Source organism: Coprococcus sp. OM06-34AC (assembly GCF_003462545.1).
Lineage (GTDB): Bacteria > Bacillota > Clostridia > Lachnospirales > Lachnospiraceae > Coprococcus > Coprococcus aceti.
On sequence record NZ_QTZF01000002.1, the window covers coordinates 448,466 to 474,074 of the forward strand.

Below are 25,609 nucleotides of genomic sequence, written 5' to 3' on the forward strand. Positions count from 1 at the left end.
ACCTCCATTCCTGTCCGTAATCAATGTTCAATTTATACTACTTTTTGGAATAATTTGCAAATTACAAAATTGTAATTTTGTAAACCAATTTGTGCAAATGGCTTGTTTTTATTAACCTAAAACGCCTTTTAAGGTTACTTTTTAGTCATGTTGTATAAATTCAGGAATGTTTTTTTACAAATATACTGTCGGGTGGAGATCATGGTCTTATATATTTTCGTCTATTTTTAATTATTCTCAAATGGTATTTCTATTATGATATGCTTCTTGACTCGTCAATTCTCCCCAATTACAATAATACTTACATGCAAAGCCGTTTTCACGGCTCATTTTGACGAAAGGGCGGGCACAAAGCCCCATAAGAACATATATGAACCTACTTACAATAAAAGGATTTTCAAAAGCATACACTGACAAGATTCTGTTCGATGACGCAGACTTCTCAGTAAATTCAGGAGAAAAGATCGGTGTCATAGGCGTAAACGGCACGGGTAAATCAACACTCCTCAAGATCATAGCCGGCATAGACGAATGTGATTCAGGACAGTTGTCAAAGGGAAACAACGTGGTCATAAAATATCTTCCACAGACCCCCGACTTCGCAGAGAAGGTCAGCATATACGACTATGTCATCACTGCAAATGTCGACGAGGAGAACAAATGGAGCATAGAGGGTGATGCCAAGGCATTTCTTCACCGTCTTGGATTTGACGACACCAGCCTCATGGTGAGCACACTTTCAGGAGGTCAGCGAAAAAAGGTCGCTCTGGCTGCGGCACTGCTGTCAAGATGTGACATTCTTGTTCTGGACGAGCCCACCAACCACCTCGACAACGATATGACAGAATATCTGGAGGATTACCTTAACAACTACAAGGGCGCTCTGGTCATGGTCACCCACGACAGATACTTTCTTGACAAGGTGTGCAACCGCATAGTAGAGATCGACAAAGGCAAAACCTACAGCTACAATACCAACTACGAAGGCTATCTCATGCTGAAGGCAGAGCGTGAGAACATCGCACTTGCCACTCAGAACAAACATCAGAATATCCTGCGCAAGGAGATCGCATGGATGCAGAGAGGTGCTAGAGCCAGAAGCACAAAGCAAAAAGCCCATATCCAGAGATATGAGAAGCTTGCAAGTGAGGAGCTTATAAAGGAAACTCAGTCGGTTACCATGAGCTCAATCGCGAGCCGGCTGGGAAACAAAACAATAGAGCTCTCCCATATAGCCAAGACCTGGCCGGGCAGACCAAGTCCGGTCATAACGGACTTCTCATACAACTTCCTGAGGACTGACAGGATAGGTGTTGTTGGCCCAAACGGCTGTGGCAAGACAACGCTCATGAAGCTCATAACCGGTGTCACCAAGCCGGACAGCGGAACCATAGAGATCGGAGACACCGTAAGGATAGGATATTTCTCTCAGGAAAATGAAGCCTTGGATCCCAACATGAAGGTACTCGACTACGTCAAAGAAACCGCAGAGTATATCCAGACCACCGAAGGTCTCATGTCAGCATCCACCATGTGTGAGAGATTTTTATTTGACGGCACTCTGCAGCACCAGCGCATAGAGAAGCTCTCAGGAGGCGAGAAGCGAAGACTGTATTTGTTGAAGGTTCTCGTATCATCGCCAAATGTACTGATCCTTGACGAGCCGACCAACGATCTGGACATTTCCACACTGTGTATACTTGAGGACTATCTTGATTCCTTCCAGGGCATATTGATAGTCGTATCACACGACAGATATTTTCTGGACAGAGTCATAAGAAAGCTTCTGGTGTTTGACGGCTGCGGCGGTATCTCACAGTTTGAGGGCGGTTATACCGATTATTATCTGACCCACGGTTCATTTGCCAACAGCGCATCGGCAGGGGCAAATACCCAGACAAAGCCGGAGCGTGTCAGCACAGCGGACAAGGAACCTGCCCAGAAAAAGAAAACGCAGAATCCATCCGTGAAGAAAAAGTTCTCCTTCAATGAGCAGAGGGAATATGACACCATAGAGGACACCATCGCCCGGAAAGAAGCTGAGATAGAGCAGACGGAGACCGATATCAACAACTCTGTGTCAGATTTCGTGAAGCTTAACGAACTCACGCAGAAAAAGGAACAGCTTGAATCAGAGCTGGATCAGCTTCTGGAGAGGTATGTGTATCTCACGGAGCTGGCGGAGTCATTTGAAAAGAACTGATCACATTGATCATTTGCCAGAAAAACGGGAGACGCGCTGCTGCACATCTCCCGTTTTTCTTCAATCGTCACATCTGATGTCTCACTATCCTGTATTCATCATCCAACTGAAAATACGGACAATTGTCGTAGCCTCTTGCCACAAATCTGGCAAAGTCATCCTCATCCATATTCACCAGGCACTCATAAAAATCATCTTCGTCATCGTACACATAGTGTGCACACATATCGCAACTGGAAGCCATGTGTTTCCTCCTTCCATCCGTTAACCATCAGGTTTTTACTATTATACACATATGCGAAGCAAAATCCAACCGCTTTAACCCATTTTCTCTGGCAATAATAACCATAATGTGTTATTATTGAAGGAAGTATATAAAGGGGCTTTGCATAAGCAAAAGAAGGAGTGTGTTCCAGTTATGAAGAAAAAATTTCTTGTACTGCTGCTTACGCTTACCATGATATTATCATTTTCTCCATATGTCGCAAAGGCGGCGGATACAGATGATACGGACAGCAGTAACAAAACCGATACCATAGATGGCAGAACTTATTTCTATGACCAGTTTGACAACAGTGCGTACAGAACCGTCTACAATCAGATCAACGATGCAGCTCAGAAATTCAACGAGTCGACATCCAATGCTTCTTATCAGGATGGCGGATATTACACAGCATTTACATTGTCGGTCAGCAACAAAGACTGGGAAGTTATCGGCAACGATGGAATGGATCAGATCGTCAACGCTGTGCTCGCCGATCATCCTGAGTATTTCTGGATGTCCGACAGCTATCAGTGCAAGCAGGAATCCTCGGGAGAACTCAGATATACAGCTCTCACCATTGAGTGCTATTCACTGTATGCCAACGGAGATACACGTTCCATATACAAGAACAACTTTGACCTGACCGTCAAGAATTATGCAGCTTCTCTGGATGAGAGCGCAAAGGATTACGAGAAGGTATATCTTATACATAATTCGATCATCAACAAAGTTTATTATGCTTCAGATGCAACATCCAAGAGCAAGGACAACATATACGCATACACCGCAGACGGCGTGTTCAACTCCAAGTATCAGTCGGCAGTCACCTACGGATATGCAAAGGCTTTCAAGGCCATTATGGATTACGTTGGTGTGCCATGTCTGTACATTGAGGGACAGAATTCAGATCTTCTGGACGACTCGATGGACACACAGAAGCAGCTCAAAGAAGAGAGTTACATCAACAACTGTGCATGGAATGCCGTTTATCTCGGCGGAGAGTGGTATCTCATCAATCTCGGTCTGGACGATCCTATAACCACAACAGGTAAGGAGGCATTGTCATATACATACTTCAATGTAACCGACGAACAGGCAAGCAACCTTACAGCCATCACATCAAGACTTCCGGGTATACCAAAGTGTACCGGAACAAAGTACTGCCTCTCAAAGGTTCAGGCAGATCTTGAAGCGGATGGACTGTGGGAGAAGTCAAGCTACAACATAATCGACAAGATACTGGACAAATACGGTTTATCCGTAGTCCTCATAAGCATAGGTCTTATCCTGCTTCTGGTGGTAATGTTCATCAAGAACATACACAAGAGCAGATCGAAGAAGAAAAAGGAAAAGGTTAAAAAGACCAAGACAACTGTGGTTGACAACTCAGAGCTGGATGCAGAGCTGAGAAAGCCGCCTATCTCATAAAATACTAAAATCAAAAAGCTCAATGCTTTCGGATTTCATCCCCGTCAGCATTGAGCTTTTTTCTGTCACTTTTCAAGATATTTTATTTCGTTCACACCCTACTCATCAAAGTTACTCTTGAGTACATTTACGGTGATCTGTCTGGACGCCTTGTTGCCTGCCCAGTCCTCCGCTGTGAGAGTCACTGTTACGGTTCTCTCCTTGCTTGTGTCCACATCCTGAGAAGCTTTAAGCGAATCCTGCACATCCGGATCCTCATCTGTGACATTGTAATAATCACTCCAGTTTATATCCGTTCCCATAGAAACGTCTATCTCGTCCGGGCCGTCTATATATGGATTTACCTCGTCAACAACATTTATCACAGCCTTTTTTGTCTTGCTTAACTTTCCACGTCTGACCTTATATTTGATGGTGTACTTACCAAGCTTATCCGGTGCAAATTCTGAGTTGTCATATTCCAGCCTGGCATCATTGCTGTCCGGCTCAATATAGTTTGTTATATCAAATATATCACCCATATTATAATCCGTCTGGATCTGCTTGACCCTGAGCATGCTGGATCTCATGATCATCGTGATCGCAAGTGCAAGCACTATTCCAACCACCAGAGCCGCCACGGCCATCATTTTCGCATTCAGCTCATATCGCTTCTTTTTATTTCTGCTCTGCGCGGATTTTTTACCGGAACCTGTTGACGATCTGCTATTCGCCGGTCTCCTGGTCTTGCTTCCTGAAGACACGGACTTCACCGACTTTTCAAGTGGACGTCCCGTACTTGTGCGCCTTTTGTCCTGCGCAGTTGCACTTTTCGGACGACTCGCCGATGATAAGTGGCTGCCCGATGCCGAACGATTTCCCGACACAGGACGGCTGCCTGATGCTGACCGACTGCCTGACGCTACTCCCTTGCCCGGCTGTGTCTTTTTCACACTGCTCGTTGTTGCACGGCTCACAGTTCCCTTATGAGCTCCTGCGCTCCCTTTATTCTGCCCCATATCCTGTCTGTCTGCCAATTTATATTACCTCCTAAAACATTTGTCTTAACTTTATTCTCAGTACATTATACATAATATTTTACACCCATACAATCATTTCGGATTGCAATAGTTGTAAATAAGTGAGATAATTCAATGAAGACTTACCTGAAAGGAGTATTATATATGTCAATCAATAATCTTAGTTCATTTACGAAGGAGCGTCTTGGTCTCTGTATTGAAAACGATACCATAGATAACAACCTCTACGAGGAATACGGCGTAAAGCGTGGACTTCGTGATCTGAATGGAATAGGAATAAATGCCGGCATCACCAACATTTCACTAAGCCGGGCGTATACAATGGAGGACGGAAAGCATACTCCTGCTGACGGTGAATTATATTACAGAGGTTACGAGATCCGCCAGTTGATAGACGGATTTACAAAGGAAGGACGATTCGGTTTCGAGGAGTGTACATATCTGTTACTGTTTGGAAAGCTTCCGGACGAGAATGAGCTTGCCAAGTTCAAACAGGTCCTCAACCTTGCATACGACCTTCCACACAACTTTATACAAGATGTCATAATGAAGAACCCTACCAAGGATATCATTTCAAATATGACCAAGAGTATCCTTGCCCTCGGATCATACGATAAGTCTGAGACGGATATATCTCTGGACAACGTTCTTCAGCAGTGTCTTATGATAATAAGTGTATTCCCAAGACTCGCTGTATATTCTTTCCAGGGATACAGACATTATGAGCTTGGCAAGAGCTGTTATATACACAAGCCGAATCCTGAGCTTTCATTTGCGGAGAATATCCTGAGCATGCTCCGTTCAGACAGAAAGTACACACAGCTTGAGGCAAAGGTTCTCGATCTTGCCCTTGTTCTCCACATGGAACACGGAGGCGGAAGCAACTCTACGTTTACAACACGTGTTGTCACATCATCCGGCTCAGATACATACGCCACAGTCGCAGCAGCACTCTGCTCACTCAAGGGCCCGCTCAACGGCGGTGGAGACCTCAAGGTCATGGAGATGATGAAGAACATACACTGCAATGTCGAGGATGTTACGGACGAGGAGCAGATCCGTGAGTACATCAGGAAGATCGTGCGCGGCGAAGCATTTGACAAATCGGGCGTGGTATACGGAATGGGCCAGCCTGTATACTCTCTGTCAGATCCAAGAGCTGTCATTATCAAGGAGTATGTAGAAAAGCTCGCCGAGGAGAAGCACGAGAAGGACGAATTCAAATTATACGAGCTCATAGAGCGCATCGCACCTGAGGTCATTGCCGAGGAGCGCAAGATCTACAAGGGTGTGTGTATCAACATAGATTACTATTGCGGATTGTTATACAAGATGCTCAAGATCCCTTACGCCCTCTACACACCACTATTTGCCATTGGCCGAGTGGTTGGATGGAGTGCGCATCGTATGGAGGAGCTGATCAACAGCTACAAGATAATGCGTCCGGCTTATCCAAGTCTTGTAGAGCCTAAGGACTACGTACCTATCAAAGACAGGTAATATGCCATGAACAATTCTGATAAATTCGAATATTCTGTCGTCAGGAGCAGGCGCAAATCTATCTGTATCGAGATAGACAGAGACCTCAACATAAAGGTTCGTGCGCCCCTCAGAATGACCGACAGTCAGATCCAAAGCTTTGTGGATTCCAGACAAAACTGGATCCGCAGCCATCTGGAAATCATGCAGAAAAGAATTTCCAATATGTCAGACGAAAAAAATCCAAGCACTGCCCTGACAGATGCCGATATAAAGGCACTGTCAGAACAGGCTCGGATATATATTCCTTCACGTGTAGAACATTTTGCTCAGATAATAGGCGTGACCTACGGAAGGATCACCATCAGGCATCAGAAGACTCGCTGGGGAAGCTGCAACTCCTCCGGTAACCTGAATTTCAACTGTGCACTGATGAACACCACTCCCGAAATCATAGACTACGTGGTAGTCCACGAGCTGTGTCACAGAAAGCAGATGAACCACTCCGCACTTTTCTGGGCCGAGGTAGAAAAAGTACTCCCAAACTACAAGGAGCTCCGTTCCGCCCTCAAAAATTACAGGTGTTAAAGCCTCTACCACTCCATAACCACAGCGCCGTATGTGAGCCCTGCGCCGAATGCCGACATGGCGATCTTGTCGCCGCGCTTCAGGCCGTGCTCCCTCACGAGCTGGTCGAGAAGTACAGGTACACTCGCCGCAGACATATTTCCTGTGTAGTCGAGAGTCGTAGGGAACTTCTCAAGCGGTGCCTTAAGTCTCTTGGCAACAGATTCAATAATTCTTACATTTGCCTGGTGGAGTACGAAGTAATCCACATCGTCAACGGTCATTCCAGCCTTGTCAAGAGCCTCCTGGAGGCACTTAGGACACTGTCTCACCGCAAACTTGTACACCTCCTGTCCATCCATATACAGATAGTCATGATTGATCTCATCTTTTACAAATATATTGTTGGTCTTTCTGCTCTCGCAGTTGAGCACCATACCCTTCTTGCCGATTGAACCCTGGACAATGCTTATGATTCCCTTGTCAGACTCCTCTATATAAGCGGCACCTGCGCCATCTCCAAACAATACGCATGTACCTCTGTCATTCCAGTCAAGTATCTTTGACAGCGTCTCCGAACCTATTACAAGAGCATTCTTCACAAACCCTGTCTCTATATACATCTTTGCAACATTGAGGGCAAATACAAAGCCCGAGCATGCCGCATTCACATCAAACGCAATCGCCTTATCCGCACCTATAGCCGCCTGAACCTGACACGCCCCGCTTGGTGTGTAATAATCCGGAGTGACTGTGGCAAGCACTATAAGCTCCACATTCTCTGCGGACTTCCCTGCCATCTCAAGTGCTCTCTCAGCAGCCTCAGCAGCCATGCTCGTCGTTGTCTCCTTAACAGCTATTCTTCTGTTCTTTATACCTGTTCTTGAAGATATCCACTCATCAGATGTATCAACATACTTTGCAAGCTCATCATTTGATACCTCTTTCTCCGCAAGGTAGCTTCCTGTTCCTAATATTCTGATTGCCATTATATATTTTCTCCCTTTTATCCGTTATTCTCTTTATTCTTCCTTGTCTCCAAGCAGCTCAGTCACATACTCGCCCCATTTTGTGAGTTTCTTATATCCCTTAGTAAACATGGATGGCTCCACCGTATCGTCATATCCAACTGCAATCCATCCTATATCATGCTTTTCCAGATATCTGGTAAATTTTATTCCAAACACATTTCTGGTGCCCTTCAGCTTCTCATTCTTGACCTCGACATCATCGTCTGCATATCCCCACTCTGTCACTATAAGAGGATAACTTGTCACATAGCCCGACAGGAACTTCTGCCAGAACACCTTGTCCGGATAAACATGAACAGAGAACGCAGTATTGTCATTCTTCACGCCGAGCTCGTCAAGCCATCCGAGATCATAACAGTAATCCGGACTTCCAACGATTATAAGCTGCTTTGCGCCGGCATCCCTTATAACTCCTATAAGGCTCTCCGCGCATCTCTTCCACTCTGAATCACTCATGCCAACCGGCTCATTGTATATCTCAAATATAACATTTGGAGTGTTCTTGAAATAATCCGCAATGTTCTTCCAGAATTCAGCAGAATAATCCAGCGGATTCTCGTCGAGATCCGGCATCTCATCCCCGGAACCATCTATCGGGTTACCTGTATAATCCCAGTCGAGAATAACATAGTTATCGTTCTCTCCGGCCCAGGTAACTATGCGGTCAAGATATCTCCACATATAGTAATCGTCATTCTTGTACTCCACAGGGCTTATTGGCACCCTTATGGCATTACCACCCTTGGCAAATACATCCTTGTAGAAATCCTCATTAAACTTCTTCTCCTCATACAGACTGCGCGGCTCTGGAACCATCACACCCTTGAGAACAACCTGTTCTCCGTCTGCATTCAGGATCTGAGTCCCCTTCGCTGTAAGCATGGTAGGATATTTGTCTGTATCACCGATAAATTCTGCACGTGTTCCCACAGGTGTCAGCAGATCCTGCTCCTTGCCCCGCAGGTACATCACGTACCATATGATTGCTGCCGCAATGATGGCGGCCACGATAACTATCAAAGTAACCTTTATCTGTTTCTTCATAAACGCTCCTCCAATTCAAGCTGTATCTTCAGCCATATACATAAAGTTTACCAAAAAAACACCATCACTTCAACATATGCATGAATAAAAGGCATTCCCCGTGAGATAAATTTCTCACTTGAGAAATGCCTTTCATCTATAGTATATCTGTGATCTACAGATTTCTGAATCTGTCGTATCTGTCCTGTGCAATCTCCTCAGGAGTCTTGTCTGAATACTTCTTGAGGAATTCCTTAATGTTCATCTTAAGGTACTTGCCTATATATGGAACTGACTGCTCATCTGCTCCGCCGTACTCAGGTACGACCTGCTCGATAACGTTCAGTCTCTTGAGATCCTGCGCTGTAATCTGCATAACTTCTGCAGCCTCCTCAGCTCTATTGCTGTCCTTCCAGAGGATAGACGCATATCCCTCAGGTGAAAGGATTGAGTATGTCGCATTCTCAAGCATCCATACCTCATTGCCGACTGCAAGGGCAAGTGCTCCACCGCTTCCGCCTTCTCCGATAAGGATACAGAGTACAGGAACCTTGAGTGATGACATCTCATAGAGATTTCTCGCTATGGCTTCACCCATTCCTCGCTCCTCAGCCTCAAGTCCACAGAACGCACCCGGTGTATTTACAAATGTAATGATAGGTCTGCCGAACTTCTCAGCCTGCTTCATCAGACGAAGAGCCTTTCTGTAGCCATCAGGAAGAGGCATACCAAAGTTTCTCTCCATGCACTCTGCCATGGAAGCTCCCTTGACCTGTGATATAACTGTTACAGGCTGTCCATCTATATGACCGATACCACCCACAATGGCTCTGTCATCATTCATGGTTCTGTCTCCGTGGATCTCACGGAAATCATCGCATATATACTTCACATAGTCGAAACCTGAAGGTCTGCTCATCTGACGAGCACCTCTGAGCTTCTCCCACGGAGTCTTAGGCTCGTCATCCTTGAGTCTCTCCTTGAGGATCTCGCTTATGTCAAATTTCTCATCTTCAACAGCACTGTCAAAGTTAGCATAGCCCTGTCTCTGCTTATGTGTGACGATGAGATCATACATTGTGTCCTTCATCTTGTCTCTTGTGATTATGCCATCTATGATACCATGCTCAACAAGGAACTCTGATCTCTGGAAGCCCTCTGGAAGCTCCTGACCAATAGTCTGCTTGATAACTCGTGGTCCTGCAAATCCTACGAGCGCACCTGGCTCTCCAAGGATAATATCTCCAAGCATTGCAAAGCTGGCTGTAACACCACCTGTTGTAGGATCTGTAAGAATAGATACATACAGAAGTCCTGCATCAGAATGTTTCTTGAATGCAGCGGATGTCTTGGCCATCTGCATCAGAGAAATGATTCCCTCCTGCATACGTGCACCGCCTGAACAGCAGAACATGAATACCGGAAGCTTCTCCTCTGTAGCCTTCTCGACAGCTCTGGCAATCTTCTCACCCACAACATATCCCATGCTGCTCATGAGGAATCTTGCATCACATACACCAACTACAGCAGGCTCACCATTGATGGTTGCCTTTCCTATAGTAACAGCCTCCTTGAGGTTTGTCTTGGCCTGTGCAGCCGCAACCTTATCCTCATAGCCCTCTGTTCCAAGAGGATTTGAGCTTGGCATATCCTCAAACCATGGCTCAAATGACTTTGGATCTGTGACCATTCTTATTCTATTCTTGGTCTTAACTCTGAAGTAAGAACCGCACTCATAACAAATGTACTTTGCGTTCTTCACTCTTTCCTTCTCAACTTCTCTTCCGCACTTAGGGCACTTTACAAGCTCCACCTTTGGTGCTTCCTGAATTCCCTCAGCAGCCTTTGCCTCCTCTGCAGCCTTTGCTGCAATTATCTCGGCATCCTTTGCCTTTTTTTTGATAAATAACATGATATTTACTGCTCCTTATACTTCTGTAAGACGATACATGCATTGTGTCCGCCAAATCCAAGTGAGTTGCTGATCGCAACATCAACGTCCATCTCGCATGGCTCCTTACAATAATCCAGATCAAGCTCCTCCTCGCTCTCCACAAGGCCTCTTGTTCTGTGGATATAACCTTCCTCTATACTCTTGACACAGGCAATACACTCGATGGCTCCTGCTGCACCGAGAAGATGTCCTGTCATAGACTTTGTTGAATTGATCTTGATGTCCTTTGCGTGATCGCCAAATGCCTTCTTGATAGCACGTGTCTCAACAAGATCGTTCAGATGTGTGCTTGTACCATGAGCATTGATGTACTGAACCGCATCAAGTGGAAGTCCTGCATCCTTAACCGCATTGGTCATGGCAACTGCTGGTCCCTCACCTGACTCCTCAGGTGCTGTGATGTGGTGTGCATCACTTGAACATCCGTAACCTGAAAGCTCTGCGTAGATCTTTGCACCTCTTGCCTTTGCGTGCTCAAGCTCCTCAAGAATAACAATACCTGCACCCTCACCGAGAACGAATCCGCTTCTGTCCTTATCAAATGGAATAGAACATCTGTCTGGATCTGTTGATGATGTAAGTGCTGTAAGTGAATCAAATGTTGATATACCGATAGGTGAAACTGCTGCCTCACATCCGCCGGCTACCATGACATCAGCGTCTCCGTACTGGATAGTTCTGAATGCCTCACCGATACTGTTTGTTCCTGAAGCACATGCTGTTACAACATCTATACTCTTGCCCTTGAGACCAAACTGGATCGCAACGTTACCTGCTGCGATGTTGCTGATCATCATAGGAACTACGAATGGACTTACACGAAGTGGTCCCTTTGTAAGTATGGTTCCATATGCGTTCTCAAGCTCCTGAAGTGAACCAACACCTGAACCAATACATGTACCAACTCTGTAAGCATCTTCCTTTGTCATATCAAGTCCTGAATCTGCCATAGCCTCCTGCGTTGCCTTCACAGCAAACTGTGTGAATCTAGCCATACGTCTTGCAGACTTTGGATCAATGTAGTCCTTTGCTACAAAGTTCTTAACCTCGCCGACAAGCTTGCACTTGTATGCTGAAGCGTCAAACTGTGTAATAGGTCCGAAGCCATGCTTTCCTTCCTTAAGTGAATCCCAATACTCGTCAACTGTATTGCCGACTGGAGTTATGGCTCCTATGCCTGTTATTACTACTCTCTTCTTCATACTTATCTCCTTGCATTACTTATTCTGCTTTTTATACATATTTAACTACTCAATTATACTCCAACTGTCAAATGTTTGGAAGTAATTGTGTCCATGTTTTTCTATAAAATTTCGATAAACATTCGCATTTATACATATCCCTTACAGTTTTTCCTTTACCTTTCTGAATATAAACTTCTTGCTTATATAATAATTGAGGAATATCACCAGCACTGATGTAAACGTCTTTATGCCCATCGCCCACAGGTGAAGCCTGTCAACCAGTATATAGATCAGGCCCTCCTCCACCACCAGTGTGAACACCCTGCTCACGTAGAATGACACCAGTTCTTTTATGAACTCCCACGCAGTCTCTGCGACAGTGTGGAACACCGATTTTCTATTTGTTATGAATGACACAAAATTGTACAGTATCCATGCCAGGAAGTTGGCCCTGACAGGTTCTATCCCGCATTTGTACATGAATATCCAGGCGGAGCCAAGATTTACCGCTCCCACGACAATTCCCCACAGTATATATATGTATATCTCCCTGGGTATCTTCTTCAGCACTTTATCTACAAACATGTAACTCCCTTATAACATCCGCCTCTTCCGGAAACTCCCGCTCTATCCGCTCGCAGAGACGCCCGTTAAACTCAACCCTTTTCCCATAGTTAAACTTCAGAATATTCTTATATCCCCACAAATGTGTGAACACATCCTGTCTCTCTATATCCGCCGCCTCAGGAAAAAATGAAGCAATGATCTTTCCCTTTCTCGCAGCACACATCGCAAGCAGTCTCTGCTCCGCAAATACCATGTGGCACAGATTTTCCTCAGTCTCCCTACAATTCTCCATAAACTGTATGGAGCTGTCCACATAATAGTTCTTAAATTGCTCCTTAGCCATATATAGCATACAGGTATTTACCGGCGGAACATCCCAGCTCCACAGGGGATCAAAGCTGTACGAACTGTCCATATTGAAGAAGTCCCTGCCGGGATATACATCCGGATATATTCCTTCTCTGTGTATTGCACAAATATCCGTCCCCGCTATGTATTCCCCTATATTCTTCCACACTATAAGGTCCAGATCCACCATGACCGCCGGCATATGCGCCGCCTTAAGCGCATACAGCTTGCCCGCAGCCCAGAACACTCCCGGGGATATGCTGTCAGGAACCTGTATCTCTTTTATGCCGCCATTCCATATATGCGACAATCCCTGTCCCTCAACATAATCAATGGCCCTTGCATCACCGTAAAGTGTGATAGGGCCATTCATTTTTCTCCACATAAGAGCAGACAGGATCATGGTCAAAAGCTCATAATCCTGCATGCTGTAAGTGTCATCTTTACTTTTCTCAAAATAAGGAGCAGTCCACAATGTGTGGAATCCCTCTATATCCTTCATATATCCTCCAAGATCCGGTCATGTACTAGATCAGATCCAGTCCATATCCAAACTTAGCATTGCCACCAATCCGGCTGGTCGGTCTTCTGCTTCTGTTGATAAGCTGCCACTCCTTAGGGAACTCAACCATCAGCTCCTGGCTTGTTCTGATTGAATCCATACTGTCCTGTGGCCACTGTGTGTCACTTTCAAGCACCATCGGCATATTTTTTATCCGCTGACTTCCAAATATTCTATATTGGCTGCCTGACAATATTCTCTGGCTGCCCAACAACATACGCTGGCTGCCAAACAACATACGCTGGCTGCCAAACAACATACGCTGGCTGCCAAACACTCTATACTGGCTTCCCGCCAGGTATCTGAAGCCTCCCTGACTTCCAAACAGCAGTCTCATCTGACTGCCATTCCACCGGAACCTCTGACTTCCTGTCATTCCACTCTGACTTCCCATCAAAAGCTTCTGGCTTCCAGTATCCACAGTCTGTTTCGCAGCTTCGCATCCAAGCTCTTCGTATCTGTCCTCAAAAGGGATCAGAACTCCACCGCCGAATTCCACACTGAAAGGTCTGCCGTCCATCATGACATATGTCCTGTAAGGATACAGTCTGCCATTCTGCGCTATCAACTTCATATATACCGGGAGTCCCTTGTCGAGCCTGTGGAATCTGTACGCCTGCGGTGTGGTTGCTTTGACGAAATATCCTCCTGCCGGCAGTGAATATCCAAGCACTGCCTCAAGCTCACCATCCCATTCAATATATACTCCGAATTCTCCAGTCTGGGCATCATAATTCCTGAGGTCAAAATATGCCTTTCCCGTGACAAAAGGAAGCATCCTGGCTATTCTATTGTCAAATAGTGCCACACTCTCGCCGGCACCTCTATTTAAAGACGAATATATGAAACCCACACACAATCTCCATTCCCAAACTAGCCAAAATTCTATATCCGACTATTTGCCTTATACTATGTATGGTACTCTATTTCTCCATATAATTCAATTTAATTTGAGGGATTTAACAGTCTTATTTTCCACTAATTTCCTAATTAAAATTACTTGCCAAATGTAAGGACATAATATCTCTTATATCCCTGTTTATCATTTTTGAGAGCCACAAATACTGCAACGCCCATGGTCTTGTATGTAGTATTCAGCATATTGCTGTCATGTGCGGTCGACTTGGACCATGCTCTGAACACGAGATCTCCACCACTGAAACCACATGCAAGATTCTCTCCGTACAACTCGTACATGGAGTTGAGACACAGTGTTCCATTTGGTCTGTAATGGCTGTACTTGTTGCTTATCTCCTTTGCTCTTGTGGTAGCGGTCTCTGTCAGAGATGTTGACACCTTAAGGCTTGAAAGTCCATTTTCTGCACGATGCTGGTTGACCATCTTACTCAGTCTGTTTGCCGCGCCTATATCATAATATCCATATACTCTTGTCTTTCTGCCCTTACCAAGATCGATAGTGTAATATCTCTTGACCGAGAGATCGTACTCTCTCTTATATACAACGCCTCTTCTGTTGACATATGCTATGTAGCCATCGGCTGTCTTATACTTTCCAGCCTTTACAACTCGCTTTGCAGCGCTGTTGAAATAGTAATTGGCATTTCCGATCTTCATTATGAGCTTCTTTGCAGGCTTCCACTTTCTGCCTGTAAACTTGTATGCCTTCTGGGTGCTGTTGTTATAGCTGATTGTGGCTACGCCATTAGAACCGAAATAATATCTGCTGCTGTAGACGGTCTTCCACATATTCTTCTTCTGCACCCATTTGTTCTTCGAGTAGTCAAAGTTGTATACCTTCTTTGTCCTCTTCTGATCTGTATATCTTGAGGTAACATATCCGCCGTCACATACGTAGTAAGCGGTACTTCCATTTACCTTCTTCCATCCTGATGATGTACGTCTATTTCCATTTGCATCATAGAAGTAGTATCTGCTTCCGTTGAGCTTGTCGATCACATTTGAGACTCTCTTGTATGACTTGCTGCTTGATATGTATCTGTACAATATATTCGATGCCTGATCATACAGAATGGTACATGTGCCTGATCCATCAAAATACATCAGCTTTCTGCCTGTATTCTTCCACAGGTTCTTGTTCATATCCCAGCTCTTCTTTGAATCGTTAAATGAATACATTCTGAAAATGCCTGATGCCTTGTAGATCCTCTCCTTTACATAGTGTGATCCACCGCCTGTTACAAATACCATATTGTCATAATTTATATGATACCAACCGCCCTTTGTGACCTTGTCACCATTTGAATTGAAATAATATGTTCTGCCATCGTTGAGAATAAGCATCTGGCTCTTCACCTGGACAAGCTTGCCGCTGCTCAGTGACTTTGCCTTCTTGCTGCTATTATCGTATATCTTTTCACACAGTCCGGAATTGTTCAGATAATAGAGAACGTTATCCACTGTCTGCCACTCGTTCTTGCAGATAGTCCAGTCCTTTGAATCAGCGCTGAATCTGTATATCTTGATGGTATCGCCAGAACGTGTAAACTTCATAGCTGCCACGCCATTTTCATCTATAAGATATCTGGTGCCATCATCGGCATCTATCCAGCCTGCAGTTTTCTGCACTTCACCATTAACATAATATCTGAAGTAACCATCCTCATCCTGTATCACTCCACTCTGAACTACATCTGATGCTGTGGCCAGAACTTCCGTGCCGTCAGCTCCCATCTCATCTGCCTGTGTCACCACATTTGTAGAAAAAATCACAATAGCCAATACAGCAATCGCCATAAGACTGCCTATAGCTTTTGCCGCCATCAGGCTCTTTTCTCTCTTTGCAATATTAGTCTTCATTGTAGACATCTTTACTGTCCTCCTTTTTATTAAACATCAGTTTCCGCAGGGAATCTGACGTTTGTGTGCATTCTGCTACGTTCGTAGTATACACGTGTTACATAATTTTTACAAGTATAACTTTTTTACAAGTTTTTTGTTACAAATGTGTTAAGTTGCCCCATCTTGGATTATTTGTCTACATATGGTAAAATAAATCCGCAAAATTCAAAAACAGACAACGAAAAATGTCTGCCAACGGCAGTACAGAGAAAGGATACATATATTATGGGAGCTATTGTTACATTAAAAAAGGGAGAGGGACGACTTCTGAAGTCCGGCGGAGCATGGATATTTGACAATGAGGTCGACACCATAGTCGGCAGCTTTGAGAACGGCGACATCGTCATAGTAAAGGACTTCGACGGTTATCCACTCGGCAAAGGATTCATAAATACCAACTCCAAGATCTTCATCCGCATGCTCACAAGACATGTGGACACCGAGATCAACGAGGCATTCTTCACAAAGAGACTTCAGGATGCATGGGATTACCGCAAGAAAACCGTCGACACCAGTAGCTGCCGTGTCGTATTTGGCGAGGCTGATTTTCTGCCGGGAATCGTCATTGACAAGTTTGAAAACGTGCTTGTTGTCGAATCACTGGCACTCGGCATCGACAAAGTTAAAAATTTGTTAATAAATATTTTAAAAAATATACTTAAAAATGATGGTATAATAATCGAGGGTGTTTATGAACGAAGCGATGCAAAAGTCAGAAAACACGAGGGGATGGATACCTATAAAGGGTTTATTGGTGACGAATTTAACACAAAGGTTCATATAAATGAAAATGGCGTTCGATATATTGTTGATGTGAAAGACGGTCAGAAGACCGGATTCTTTCTGGATCAGAAGTATAATCGTCTTGCTATTCAGAGAATATGTAAAGATGCAAAGGTTCTTGATTGCTTTACACACACAGGCTCCTTTGCTCTCAACGCAGGCATAGCCGGTGCTTCCAGCGTTTTGGGAGTAGACGCTTCAGAACTTGCTATTGCCCAGGCCAGAGAGAATGCAGCGCTCAACGGATTGGAGAGCACTGTCTCTTTTGAGTGCAGAGATGTATTTGATCTTCTTCCTGAACTGGAATCAAAAGGCGAACAGTTTGACGTTGTCATACTTGACCCGCCGGCATTCACAAAATCAAGAAATTCAATAAAGAACGCAGTCAAAGGCTATCGCGAGATTAATCTGCGTGCTATGAAACTCGTAAGGGATGGTGGATTCCTTGCGACTTGTTCATGTTCACATTTTATGGATTTCGAGTTATTTACCAAGACCATAAAACAGGCCGCCATGAATTCACATGTAAGACTTCGCCAGGTAGAGTTCCGCACACAGGCTCCTGATCACCCAATATTATGGGCTGCAGATGAATCTTATTATCTGAAGTTCTACATATTCCAAGTAATAAAGGAGAGATGACACAATGCAACTAATTCAGAGAAATAAGGATTCAGCATATTTGCAATACGACAAGTATGTAAATTATGACAATCCTATCGTTGCTGCAAAGGCAAAGGAACTTGCTGCAGATTGCAAGAGCAGTGATGAGATCATACAGGCATGTTACTATTTTGTCCGGGATAGGATTTCTCACACATATGACAGCAACTTTTCAGTAATAACTATCAGCGCTTCCGATGTACTGGAAGCCAGCACGGGCATCAGCTATTCAAAGGCCAATTTGCTGGCAGCACTGCTTCGTGCCAACAACTTATATACAGGATTCTGCTATATCCGTATCAAGCACAAGGGCGGACTTATGGCTATGCATGCACTTAATGCGGTATATCACCCGGATCTCAAGAAGTGGATACGTCTTGATGCCCGTGGCAATAAATACGGCGGTTTCAACGCCGATTACACACATAATGAGACTCAGATGGGACATGTGATTGATTCAGCAGCCGGAGAGTATGAGTTCAACGACCTCATCGCCGTACCGCTTCCATCAACCATGAGGGTTCTCGAACAGAGTACCAACTTCTACAAGATGTACTTTAACGATATGCCAGATTATGACGCTTAAAAAAATATTACCAGCGGATGACCGCTGGTAATATTTTTCTATACTATATGAATAAGAGGGGAACCGATCCATGTCAAAGACAAAATCCAAAACCATATTAAGAATATCCTTTAACTCACCTGTGGTACTTACATTTGCACTCATTTGTCTGGGAGCTTACCTCCTGAATATCCTCACAGGCGGCAAAAGTAACTTTCTTCTATTTGAAGTATACAGAGCCCCTCTCACCGATCCTTTAACCTACATCCGCATGTTTGCCCATGTGTTTGGTCACGCAAGCTGGAGTCACCTTATCAACAACATGACGCTGCTGCTTGTGATCGGCCCACTACTTGAGGAAAAATACGGCTCAAAGGATCTGCTCATCGTAACCATCACCACCGCACTGGTGACAGGAATCGTGCATTTTATATTCTTCCCTGGTACAGCATTGCTCGGCGCCAGCGGAGTGGTATTCGCATACATTCTTCTGTCTTCTTTTGCATGTATAAAGGACGGCTCCATACCGCTCACCTTCATACTTGTTGCAGTGCTTTATATCGGCGGACAGGTGGCTGACGGAGTGTTTGTGAAGGACAATGTGTCGAATCTCACCCACATTATCGGGGGGATCATCGGAGCGTTCTTCGGGTACATCTCCAATGTCAGGAGATGATGTGACGAACGGACGGATGACATACTCTCCAGGGACAGAAATTGGGTCTCTATATATGTAATCACGCTCGACTTACCTCACTTTGCTTTGCTTATATCTGCACGCGGCTCCCGCTCGCTATAAGGGCGTTGCGAGCTCCGCCTTAGCAATAAGCAGCAAAGTTCAGGCGTCTTCGCTACCGATTACATATATAGAGACCCAATTTTTATATCCCTGGAGAGTATGTCATCCTGATCTTATTGGATATATACTTTTCAGATCATGTTCCTGACATATTTCGCTGAAAAATATATTTTATACACCACACTATATTATAGATATCGACTCTTACCTGTTTTTCTTTTATTCAGTTCCCCAGAGTGTCATCCCACAAAAATAATCATAGATATTTAATAAAAAATATATATCAACACAGACATCTATAAACTATAAGCTACCTTTCTATCTACAGATTCAGGATTTCCTCTGGGCTTTCTACTATGTTGTCTGCGCCGACTGCTTCGAATTCTTCTCTGCTGCCGTAGCCGTAGAGGACTCCTATGGTCTGGAGGCCACAGGCTTTGCCACCTTCTATGTCGTAGCATCTGTCGCCTATCATCACAACCTGGTTTGATTTTATCATATCTTCTGTCAGTCCGTGATCTTTCTTGAGGCTTTCAAGGACCTGGGATATGATGTGCTTCTTGTCTGATCCTGTTCCGTCGGGATTACTTCCAACTACAACGTCAAAATATTTTCCCACACCGAACTTCTCAAGGATACGGAGTGTCGGCTCTGTCGGCTTGCTGGTTGCAACTGAGAGTATGCAGCCCTTCTCCTTAAGGGCACGCAGGGTGTCTGCCACTCCGTCGTACACCTCAGCCTCGAAGAGACCTACCACGTTGTATCTCTCTCTGTACTTCGCAACCATCTCTTTCGCTTTTGCGTCGTCCATGCCGAATTCCCTCACGAAAGAATCATAAAGCGATGGTCCTATAAAGCTTCTGAATACACTGTATTCAGGATATGGAATTCCAGCCCAGTCAAGAGCGTATTTTATACAGTTGAATATTCCTTTCTCAGACTTGGTGATGGTTCCATCAAGATCAAATAATAAATATTTGTACATATACCGTCTTCCTCCTTGCGAAAATAATGGGTCAGGCACACCAAAAAAGCGCTTACCGAAATGCCCCGCAAATTCTATGAATCTGTGGGGCATTTGTAGTATTTATATATTGAAACTACCCATGAATATTACATGATATCAACATCTGCTGAGTAATCCACACCGTCGATCTTGAAACCGAACATGTTATAGAAATCCTCCCAGTATCCATCGATGTCTGCTATATCCTTGACATTGTCATTGTTGACTGTATCCCAGTGCTCAGCAACGACCGCCTGGACATCGTCTCTCATCTCCCAGTCATCCATACGGATGAATCCGTTGTCATCAACCTGAGAATCATCCAGGATCTTATCCATGAACAGTCTCTGCATCTGCTCTATGCATCCCTCGTGGAGTCCCTTCTCTTTCATAACTTTGTAGAGAAGTGTGATATACAGAGGTACGATAGGGATAGCCGCACTTGACTGTGTGACAAGAGCCTTGTTGATGGCTATCTTCGCCTTTATGTTAGGGAACTTTTCATTTATAATATCTGCTGACTTGTACAGATCCTTCTTTGCCTGTCCGATCGATCCCTCAGCGTAGATAGGGAATGTGATCTTTGGTCCTATGTATGAGTATGCAACTGTGATCACGTTATCTGCCAGAACTCCAGCATCTGAGAGTGCCTGCATCCAGTCGATCCAGTCCTCACCGCCCATTACCTTGATGGTGGCATTGATCTCGTCATCATTTGCCGCTGTTATATGTGCATCTGTGATGGTGTTGTCCTTGAGTACAAGTGTCTTGTTGGTGTACTCCTCACCAACCGTCTTGAGTACTGATGTGTACTTTGTTCCATCTGGAGTTGTTCTTCTAGGGGCAGCCAGGCTGTATACGATCATGTCTATCTTGCCCATGTCTGCCTTGATGGTCTCGATGACCTGCTCCTTGATCTCGACTGAGAACGCGTCGCCATTGATGGACTTTGCATAGAGTCCGGCCTTGTGAGCCTCCTCCTCAAATGCTCTGTTGTTGTAGAAGCCAGCGGTTGCTGTACGGCGTCCATTTGACTCCTTCTCAAACATAACGCCGAGGGTATCTGCGCCATAGCCAAATGCAACTGCGATACGTGATGCAAGTCCGTATCCTGTTGACGCTCCGATCACCAGAACCTTCTTAGGTGCGTTATCGCTCTTAACTGCTCCCTTTGACTTGACATACTCGATCTGATTCTTTACATTCTGTGCGCATCCCACCGGGTGAGCTGTTGTACAAATAAAATCTTTAACTCTTGGTTCAACTACCATTTTAAATTCTCCTTATAAAACATAATATATTTAGTGCTCTTTGTTGGCAAACTTCGTGTATTCCTGCAGCCATACCAGATCCACAGATCCGGTGGCACCTTTTCTCTGTTTAGCTATGATTATCTCCGAGATACCCTTCTTGTCGGTATCAGGATTGTAATAATCATCTCTGTATATGAACATAACCACATCGGCATCCTGCTCGATAGATCCCGACTCTCGGAGATCCGCAAGCACAGGCTTGTGATCCGGTCTCTTATCAACCTCTCGGTTAAGCTGTGACAGCGCTATGATAGGCACATCCAGCTCCCTGGCAAGCATCTTCAACGATCTCGACATATCAGATACGAACTGCTGTCGCGACTCAACTCGTCCCGTCGTGCTCATAAGCTGCAGGTAGTCGATGATGATGAGTCCAAGATTGTTCTTGCTCTTGAGCTGTCTGCATTTTGATCTCAGCTCGGATATGGTGAGTGCTGAACTATCCTCTATGTACAGCGGTGCGGCAGCTATACTCTCCGCACTGGCAAGCACCTGATCCCAGTCGTCCTCAGCCAATTGTCCCGTCTGTACCTTCTGGGAATCAACCAGGGAATCCATGGCTATCATACGCGTTACAAGCTGCTCCTTGCTCATCTCCAGGTTGAATATCGCAGTGGCAATTCCCTTGCGCACGGCAACATGGTGGGCAATATTAAGGACAAATGCCGTCTTACCCATGGCAGGTCTAGCAGCCACCAATATAAACTCCGATCCATGGAGACCGGTGAGCATATTGTCCAGATCTATGAATCCCGTAGGGATACCTGTTACTCTTGTGTTCTTTCTGGAAGCCTCCTCTATCTGCTCGATAACGTTCATGACGATCCTGTCGATCCCCACAAATTTGCTGGAGCCGTTCCTCTCCTTTATCAGATTGAACACACCGCTCTCGGCCTGTTCAAGAAGCTGTTCAACTCCCTCAGAATCAAGATAACAGTCCTTCTCCACTTCCTCGCACAGCTTTATCATCTTCCTGAGTATGGATTTGTCCGCCACGATCTCTGCGTAATGCTTGGCATTCACCGATGTCGGAACCGTCTCCAATATCTCCGCTATGGATTTGGTGCTTATGACCTCATCAGGTACATTGTTCTCCTCAAGCTTGTTCTTCAGGGTTACCAGATCGACCGCCTTACCCTCCTTGAACAGCTCTACCATATTCTCGAACAATATTCCGTACTGACCGTAGTAGAAATCCTCCTTGGTCAGCATATCGGACGCCTCCACTATGGCGTCTCTGTCCATGAGCATGGAACCTATAACAGACTTCTCGGCATCCAGATTGTAGGGAAGCTTTTTTCTTGCAAATGCATCTTCCATATTTTATCTATACTCCTTATGCTTCCTCGACCTTTACAGCAAGCTCTGCCTGAACCTCAGGGTGAAGCTTGACCTTCACTGAAAAGCTTCCTAACGCCTTGATGGAGTCCTTCATAACGATCTTCTTCTTGTCTATATCCTTGCCGAGCTGGCTCTTGATGGCATCTGAGATCTCCTTTGTGGATACTGAGCCAAATGTTCTTCCGCCCTCTCCAACCTTGATCTTAACAGTTACTGAAGCCTTCTCAAGCTCTGCCGCAAGTGCCTTGGCATCAGCAAGATTCTCTGCTGCCACCTTCTCCTCATGAGCCTTGCGGAGCTTGAAATCATTCATATTCTTTGGAGTTGCCTCCATGCCGAGCTTCTTAGGAATTATGAAATTTCTTGCGTAGCCCTCATTTACCTCTACCATTGCGCCTTTCTTTCCAAGGCTTTTAACATCCTGTAATAATATGACCTTCATATCCTAAATATCTCCTTCCTTATACATCTCATTCAGGAGCCCAACAAGCTCCTTCTTTATATCCTCTGCTTTCGCATTTTCAAACTGAGCTGCCGCGATATTTGCATGACCGCCGCCACCCATTCTCTCCATGATTATCTGGACATTGACATCGTCAATGGCTCTTGCACTTATCTTGACATCCGCACCCATCTGCGCTATTACAAACGAAGCTCTGACACCTGCGATGTTCAGCATCTCATTTGCAATCTTGGCGGTGAGTACCACCGGCGACTCAGGGCCATCCCCAGGTGTAATGATTGATATAGCAAATGCATCAAGCACCATCTCTGCGTGGCTGACACCCTCCGCCTTCTGTCTGTAGGTCTCTATGTCAGTTCTGAACATCTTCCTTACTCGCATGACATCCGCACCGCTTCTCTTCAGGAACGCGGCTGCCTCAAAGGTTCTGACACCGGTCTTGCTCAGGAAGTTGTCGGTGTCAATGAGTATTCCGGCATACATGGCGTCCGCCTCTGTAGGCCTGAGCTTTATCTTCTCATCCATGTACTGGAGCATCTCTGCGATCATCTCACATGCAGATGACGCAAATGGCTCTATATACGACAGTGTCGCATTTGCAATGACATCCTTTGTCTGCCTGTGGTGATCGAACACCACTATGCTCTTCGCATATGCCAGCAGTTCCTCACACTCCGTGAGCGTAGGATTATTCACATCCGTCACAACTACGACCGTGTCGTCATCGACCAGACTGAGCGCCTGATCGTTGTTGATTATCATATCTGCCGGGTAGGAATTGCTCGAAGTGAAATTGCCGTATATCGGACTTATGGCCGATGACACCTCATTTACAACTATATGCGCCGTCTTGCCCAGCGCAGTCACCATCTTGTATATTCCTATACCTGAACCAAAAGCATCCATGTCCGGATTCTTGTGGGCCATGATTATAACCTTCTCCTTGGTCTCAAGAAGCTCCTTGAACGCAAGAGTCTTAACCCTCGCCTTAACTCTCGTGGACTTTTCCGTTCCCTGACTCTTACCGCCAAAGTAGGTGATCCTGTCGGCGGACTTGATAACCGCCTGATCGCCGCCTCGGCCCAGAGCAAGCTCCATGGCGGAACGCGCTGCCTCAAAGTTTTCTATAAAGCTCTTGTAATCAGTACCAAGACTTATACTGAGTGTAAGAGGAAGATCATTTCCGATATTTATAGCCTTGACCTCATCGAGCAGGGCAAATTTGTTCTCCTTGAGCTGATCCAGATACTTCTGTGGCATCACGAACATGTACTTGTCCTTCTCAAGGCTCTTGACTATGGCGTCGACATTTGCCATGTATTTGTTAATCTTTCTGTCGACCAGGGCAACAAGAAGAGAGTGTCGTACTTCCTCAAGCGACTCAAATATCTCATCGTAGTTATCAATATATATGAGACCCGCAACCAGCTTCTGGTCATGGTTCTCCTGAGCGAGCTGATTCACCACTGTCACATCAAACATGTAGAACGCAAGGAAGGTGTCCGTCTTGCCGTGATGTCTTGAACCACCGTGCGAAGCCTTCGACTCTTTCTTCTGCTCATCAGCCCCATCTCCGTCTGTGCCGGCCTCACCCGGCTGGGCATCCGTCTCTTCCGTAGCAGGCTCAACCTTATTCACCTGTACACGTCTGATCTCATAACGGTATTCTCTTCCGTTAAATGCTATCTCTCCCTCGGTGACATCCTCCTGATAAGGAAGACTCTCCTCGGTAACCTCCTCAAATACCTGAACTATATTCAGCTTCATGAGCTTTCTCTTACTGGTCTCCGTTATACCTGAGAACTCGTCGTTCACCCACACAACTTTTCCATCCTCGTCAAGCAATGCGTACGGAACCGGAAACTCCTTTATGAGCTCCTTCTGCATCTTGCCGTGCTCCATGGCAAATTCCACATATCTGTCGCGGGACAAAGCATTCATCCTCAGGAAAACAACAATGCTCACCGCTCCGTATACTGCCGTAAAAATGGTGGCTATAACGCCGGCTCCTATTCCGACAAAATACATGAACACTGTCATCAGACAGAACATTCCTATCAGATACAATGGAACCTGTCTATATCGGTTGTACAGCCCCTCTACATCTCTCTTTTCATTCATATGTCACTGCCCTTCTTATCCTTCCATTCACAATGCAAATGATCAGGCTCAATTCTGAGCCTATACACTTCATAAGTATAACATTGTGCGATTCTGATTACAAGA

General features: G+C 45.2%; 22 protein-coding genes. 7 read left to right on the forward strand and 15 right to left on the reverse strand.

Annotated elements, in window-relative coordinates:
- The first annotated feature begins 370 nt into the window (after positions 1 to 370).
- Complete coding sequence (locus DXB91_RS05215; RefSeq protein WP_055222319.1) at positions 371 to 2,203, forward strand: ABC-F family ATP-binding cassette domain-containing protein; 1,833 nt, start codon at positions 371 to 373, stop codon at positions 2,201 to 2,203.
- A gap of 67 nt (positions 2,204 to 2,270) precedes the next feature.
- Here DXB91_RS05215 and DXB91_RS14265 read toward each other — a convergent pair whose 3' ends face one another.
- Entirely contained in the window at positions 2,271 to 2,447 is a 177-nt protein-coding gene (locus DXB91_RS14265; RefSeq protein ID WP_165852774.1) for a DUF6472 family protein, read from the reverse strand.
- Between the two features lie 174 nt (positions 2,448 to 2,621).
- Between DXB91_RS14265 and DXB91_RS05220 the strand changes: the two genes are divergently transcribed.
- Complete coding sequence (locus DXB91_RS05220; protein ID WP_118016990.1) at positions 2,622 to 3,896, forward strand: transglutaminase domain-containing protein; 1,275 nt, start codon at positions 2,622 to 2,624, stop codon at positions 3,894 to 3,896.
- A gap of 98 nt (positions 3,897 to 3,994) precedes the next feature.
- Here the strand turns inward: DXB91_RS05220 and DXB91_RS05225 are convergent, their stop codons facing one another.
- Positions 3,995 to 4,912 carry a hypothetical protein gene (locus DXB91_RS05225; RefSeq protein ID WP_118016991.1) on the reverse strand — a complete coding sequence of 306 codons (918 nt, stop codon included), beginning with the start codon at positions 4,910 to 4,912 and terminating at the stop codon, positions 3,995 to 3,997.
- Between the two features lie 147 nt (positions 4,913 to 5,059).
- On the opposite strand from DXB91_RS05225, the gene DXB91_RS05230 reads away from it, so the two are divergent.
- Both DXB91_RS05230 and DXB91_RS05235 read left to right on the forward strand, forming a co-directional pair.
- Positions 5,060 to 6,415 carry a citrate synthase gene (locus DXB91_RS05230; protein WP_118016992.1) on the forward strand — a complete coding sequence of 452 codons (1,356 nt, stop codon included), beginning with the start codon at positions 5,060 to 5,062 and terminating at the stop codon, positions 6,413 to 6,415.
- A 6-nt stretch (positions 6,416 to 6,421) separates the two neighbouring features.
- Positions 6,422 to 6,982, forward strand: coding sequence for a M48 family metallopeptidase (locus DXB91_RS05235; protein WP_118016993.1), 561 nt, complete (start codon positions 6,422 to 6,424; stop codon positions 6,980 to 6,982).
- Between the two features lie 5 nt (positions 6,983 to 6,987).
- On the opposite strand, the gene DXB91_RS05240 is transcribed toward DXB91_RS05235, so the two are convergent.
- From DXB91_RS05240 to DXB91_RS05275, 8 genes are all read right to left on the reverse strand, one after another.
- Complete coding sequence (locus tag DXB91_RS05240; protein ID WP_117550048.1) at positions 6,988 to 7,950, reverse strand: beta-ketoacyl-ACP synthase III; 963 nt, start codon at positions 7,948 to 7,950, stop codon at positions 6,988 to 6,990.
- A gap of 33 nt (positions 7,951 to 7,983) precedes the next feature.
- Positions 7,984 to 9,036 (reverse strand): glycoside hydrolase family 5 protein, encoded by a 1,053-nt coding sequence (locus DXB91_RS05245; protein ID WP_118016994.1) that lies wholly within the window; start codon positions 9,034 to 9,036, stop codon positions 7,984 to 7,986.
- A 154-nt stretch (positions 9,037 to 9,190) separates the two neighbouring features.
- Positions 9,191 to 10,927 carry an acetyl-CoA carboxylase carboxyl transferase subunit gene (locus DXB91_RS05250; protein ID WP_015534523.1) on the reverse strand — a complete coding sequence of 579 codons (1,737 nt, stop codon included), beginning with the start codon at positions 10,925 to 10,927 and terminating at the stop codon, positions 9,191 to 9,193.
- Positions 10,928 to 10,932: 5 nt separating this feature from the next.
- A complete protein-coding gene (gene fabF / locus DXB91_RS05255; RefSeq protein WP_117550046.1) occupies positions 10,933 to 12,171 on the reverse strand; it encodes a beta-ketoacyl-ACP synthase II in 1,239 nt (412 codons plus the stop codon).
- Positions 12,172 to 12,312: 141 nt separating this feature from the next.
- The gene (locus DXB91_RS05260; RefSeq protein ID WP_118016995.1) at positions 12,313 to 12,738 is read right to left on the reverse strand and encodes a GtrA family protein; all 426 of its coding nucleotides are present in this window, start codon (positions 12,736 to 12,738) and stop codon (positions 12,313 to 12,315) included.
- Positions 12,725 to 13,570: a DUF6734 family protein gene (locus DXB91_RS05265; protein WP_117874380.1), complete on the reverse strand. Its 846-nt coding sequence runs from the start codon at positions 13,568 to 13,570 to the stop codon at positions 12,725 to 12,727. Before DXB91_RS05265 ends, DXB91_RS05260 begins: the two co-directional genes overlap by 14 nt.
- Positions 13,571 to 13,595: 25 nt before the next feature.
- A complete protein-coding gene (locus DXB91_RS05270; RefSeq protein WP_118016996.1) occupies positions 13,596 to 14,483 on the reverse strand; it encodes a hypothetical protein in 888 nt (295 codons plus the stop codon).
- 143 nt (positions 14,484 to 14,626) lie between these two features.
- On the reverse strand, positions 14,627 to 16,417 hold the full coding sequence (locus tag DXB91_RS05275) for a CAP domain-containing protein (protein ID WP_118016997.1): 1,791 nt from the start codon (positions 16,415 to 16,417) through the stop codon (positions 14,627 to 14,629).
- Positions 16,418 to 16,675: 258 nt separating this feature from the next.
- Between DXB91_RS05275 and DXB91_RS05280 the strand changes: the two genes are divergently transcribed.
- From DXB91_RS05280 to DXB91_RS05290, 3 genes are all read left to right on the forward strand, one after another.
- Positions 16,676 to 17,875: a class I SAM-dependent rRNA methyltransferase gene (locus DXB91_RS05280; protein WP_118016998.1), complete on the forward strand. Its 1,200-nt coding sequence runs from the start codon at positions 16,676 to 16,678 to the stop codon at positions 17,873 to 17,875.
- Positions 17,876 to 17,879: 4 nt separating this feature from the next.
- Entirely contained in the window at positions 17,880 to 18,482 is a 603-nt protein-coding gene (locus DXB91_RS05285; protein WP_015534517.1) for a transglutaminase-like domain-containing protein, read from the forward strand.
- A gap of 70 nt (positions 18,483 to 18,552) precedes the next feature.
- Positions 18,553 to 19,137 (forward strand): rhomboid family intramembrane serine protease, encoded by a 585-nt coding sequence (locus DXB91_RS05290; RefSeq protein ID WP_015534516.1) that lies wholly within the window; start codon positions 18,553 to 18,555, stop codon positions 19,135 to 19,137.
- Between the two features lie 445 nt (positions 19,138 to 19,582).
- On the opposite strand, the gene DXB91_RS05295 is transcribed toward DXB91_RS05290, so the two are convergent.
- From DXB91_RS05295 to DXB91_RS05315, 5 genes are all read right to left on the reverse strand, one after another.
- Positions 19,583 to 20,245: an HAD hydrolase-like protein gene (locus DXB91_RS05295; protein WP_118016999.1), complete on the reverse strand. Its 663-nt coding sequence runs from the start codon at positions 20,243 to 20,245 to the stop codon at positions 19,583 to 19,585.
- A gap of 128 nt (positions 20,246 to 20,373) precedes the next feature.
- On the reverse strand, positions 20,374 to 21,537 hold the full coding sequence (gene fabV, locus DXB91_RS05300) for an enoyl-ACP reductase FabV (RefSeq protein ID WP_118017000.1): 1,164 nt from the start codon (positions 21,535 to 21,537) through the stop codon (positions 20,374 to 20,376).
- A 30-nt stretch (positions 21,538 to 21,567) separates the two neighbouring features.
- Complete coding sequence (dnaB, locus tag DXB91_RS05305; protein WP_015534513.1) at positions 21,568 to 22,899, reverse strand: replicative DNA helicase; 1,332 nt, start codon at positions 22,897 to 22,899, stop codon at positions 21,568 to 21,570.
- Between the two features lie 16 nt (positions 22,900 to 22,915).
- The gene (gene rplI, locus DXB91_RS05310; RefSeq protein ID WP_015534512.1) at positions 22,916 to 23,362 is read right to left on the reverse strand and encodes a 50S ribosomal protein L9; all 447 of its coding nucleotides are present in this window, start codon (positions 23,360 to 23,362) and stop codon (positions 22,916 to 22,918) included.
- Positions 23,363 to 23,365: 3 nt separating this feature from the next.
- Positions 23,366 to 25,504 carry a DHH family phosphoesterase gene (locus DXB91_RS05315; RefSeq protein WP_118017001.1) on the reverse strand — a complete coding sequence of 713 codons (2,139 nt, stop codon included), beginning with the start codon at positions 25,502 to 25,504 and terminating at the stop codon, positions 23,366 to 23,368.
- Between the last annotated feature and the right edge of the window lie 105 nt (positions 25,505 to 25,609).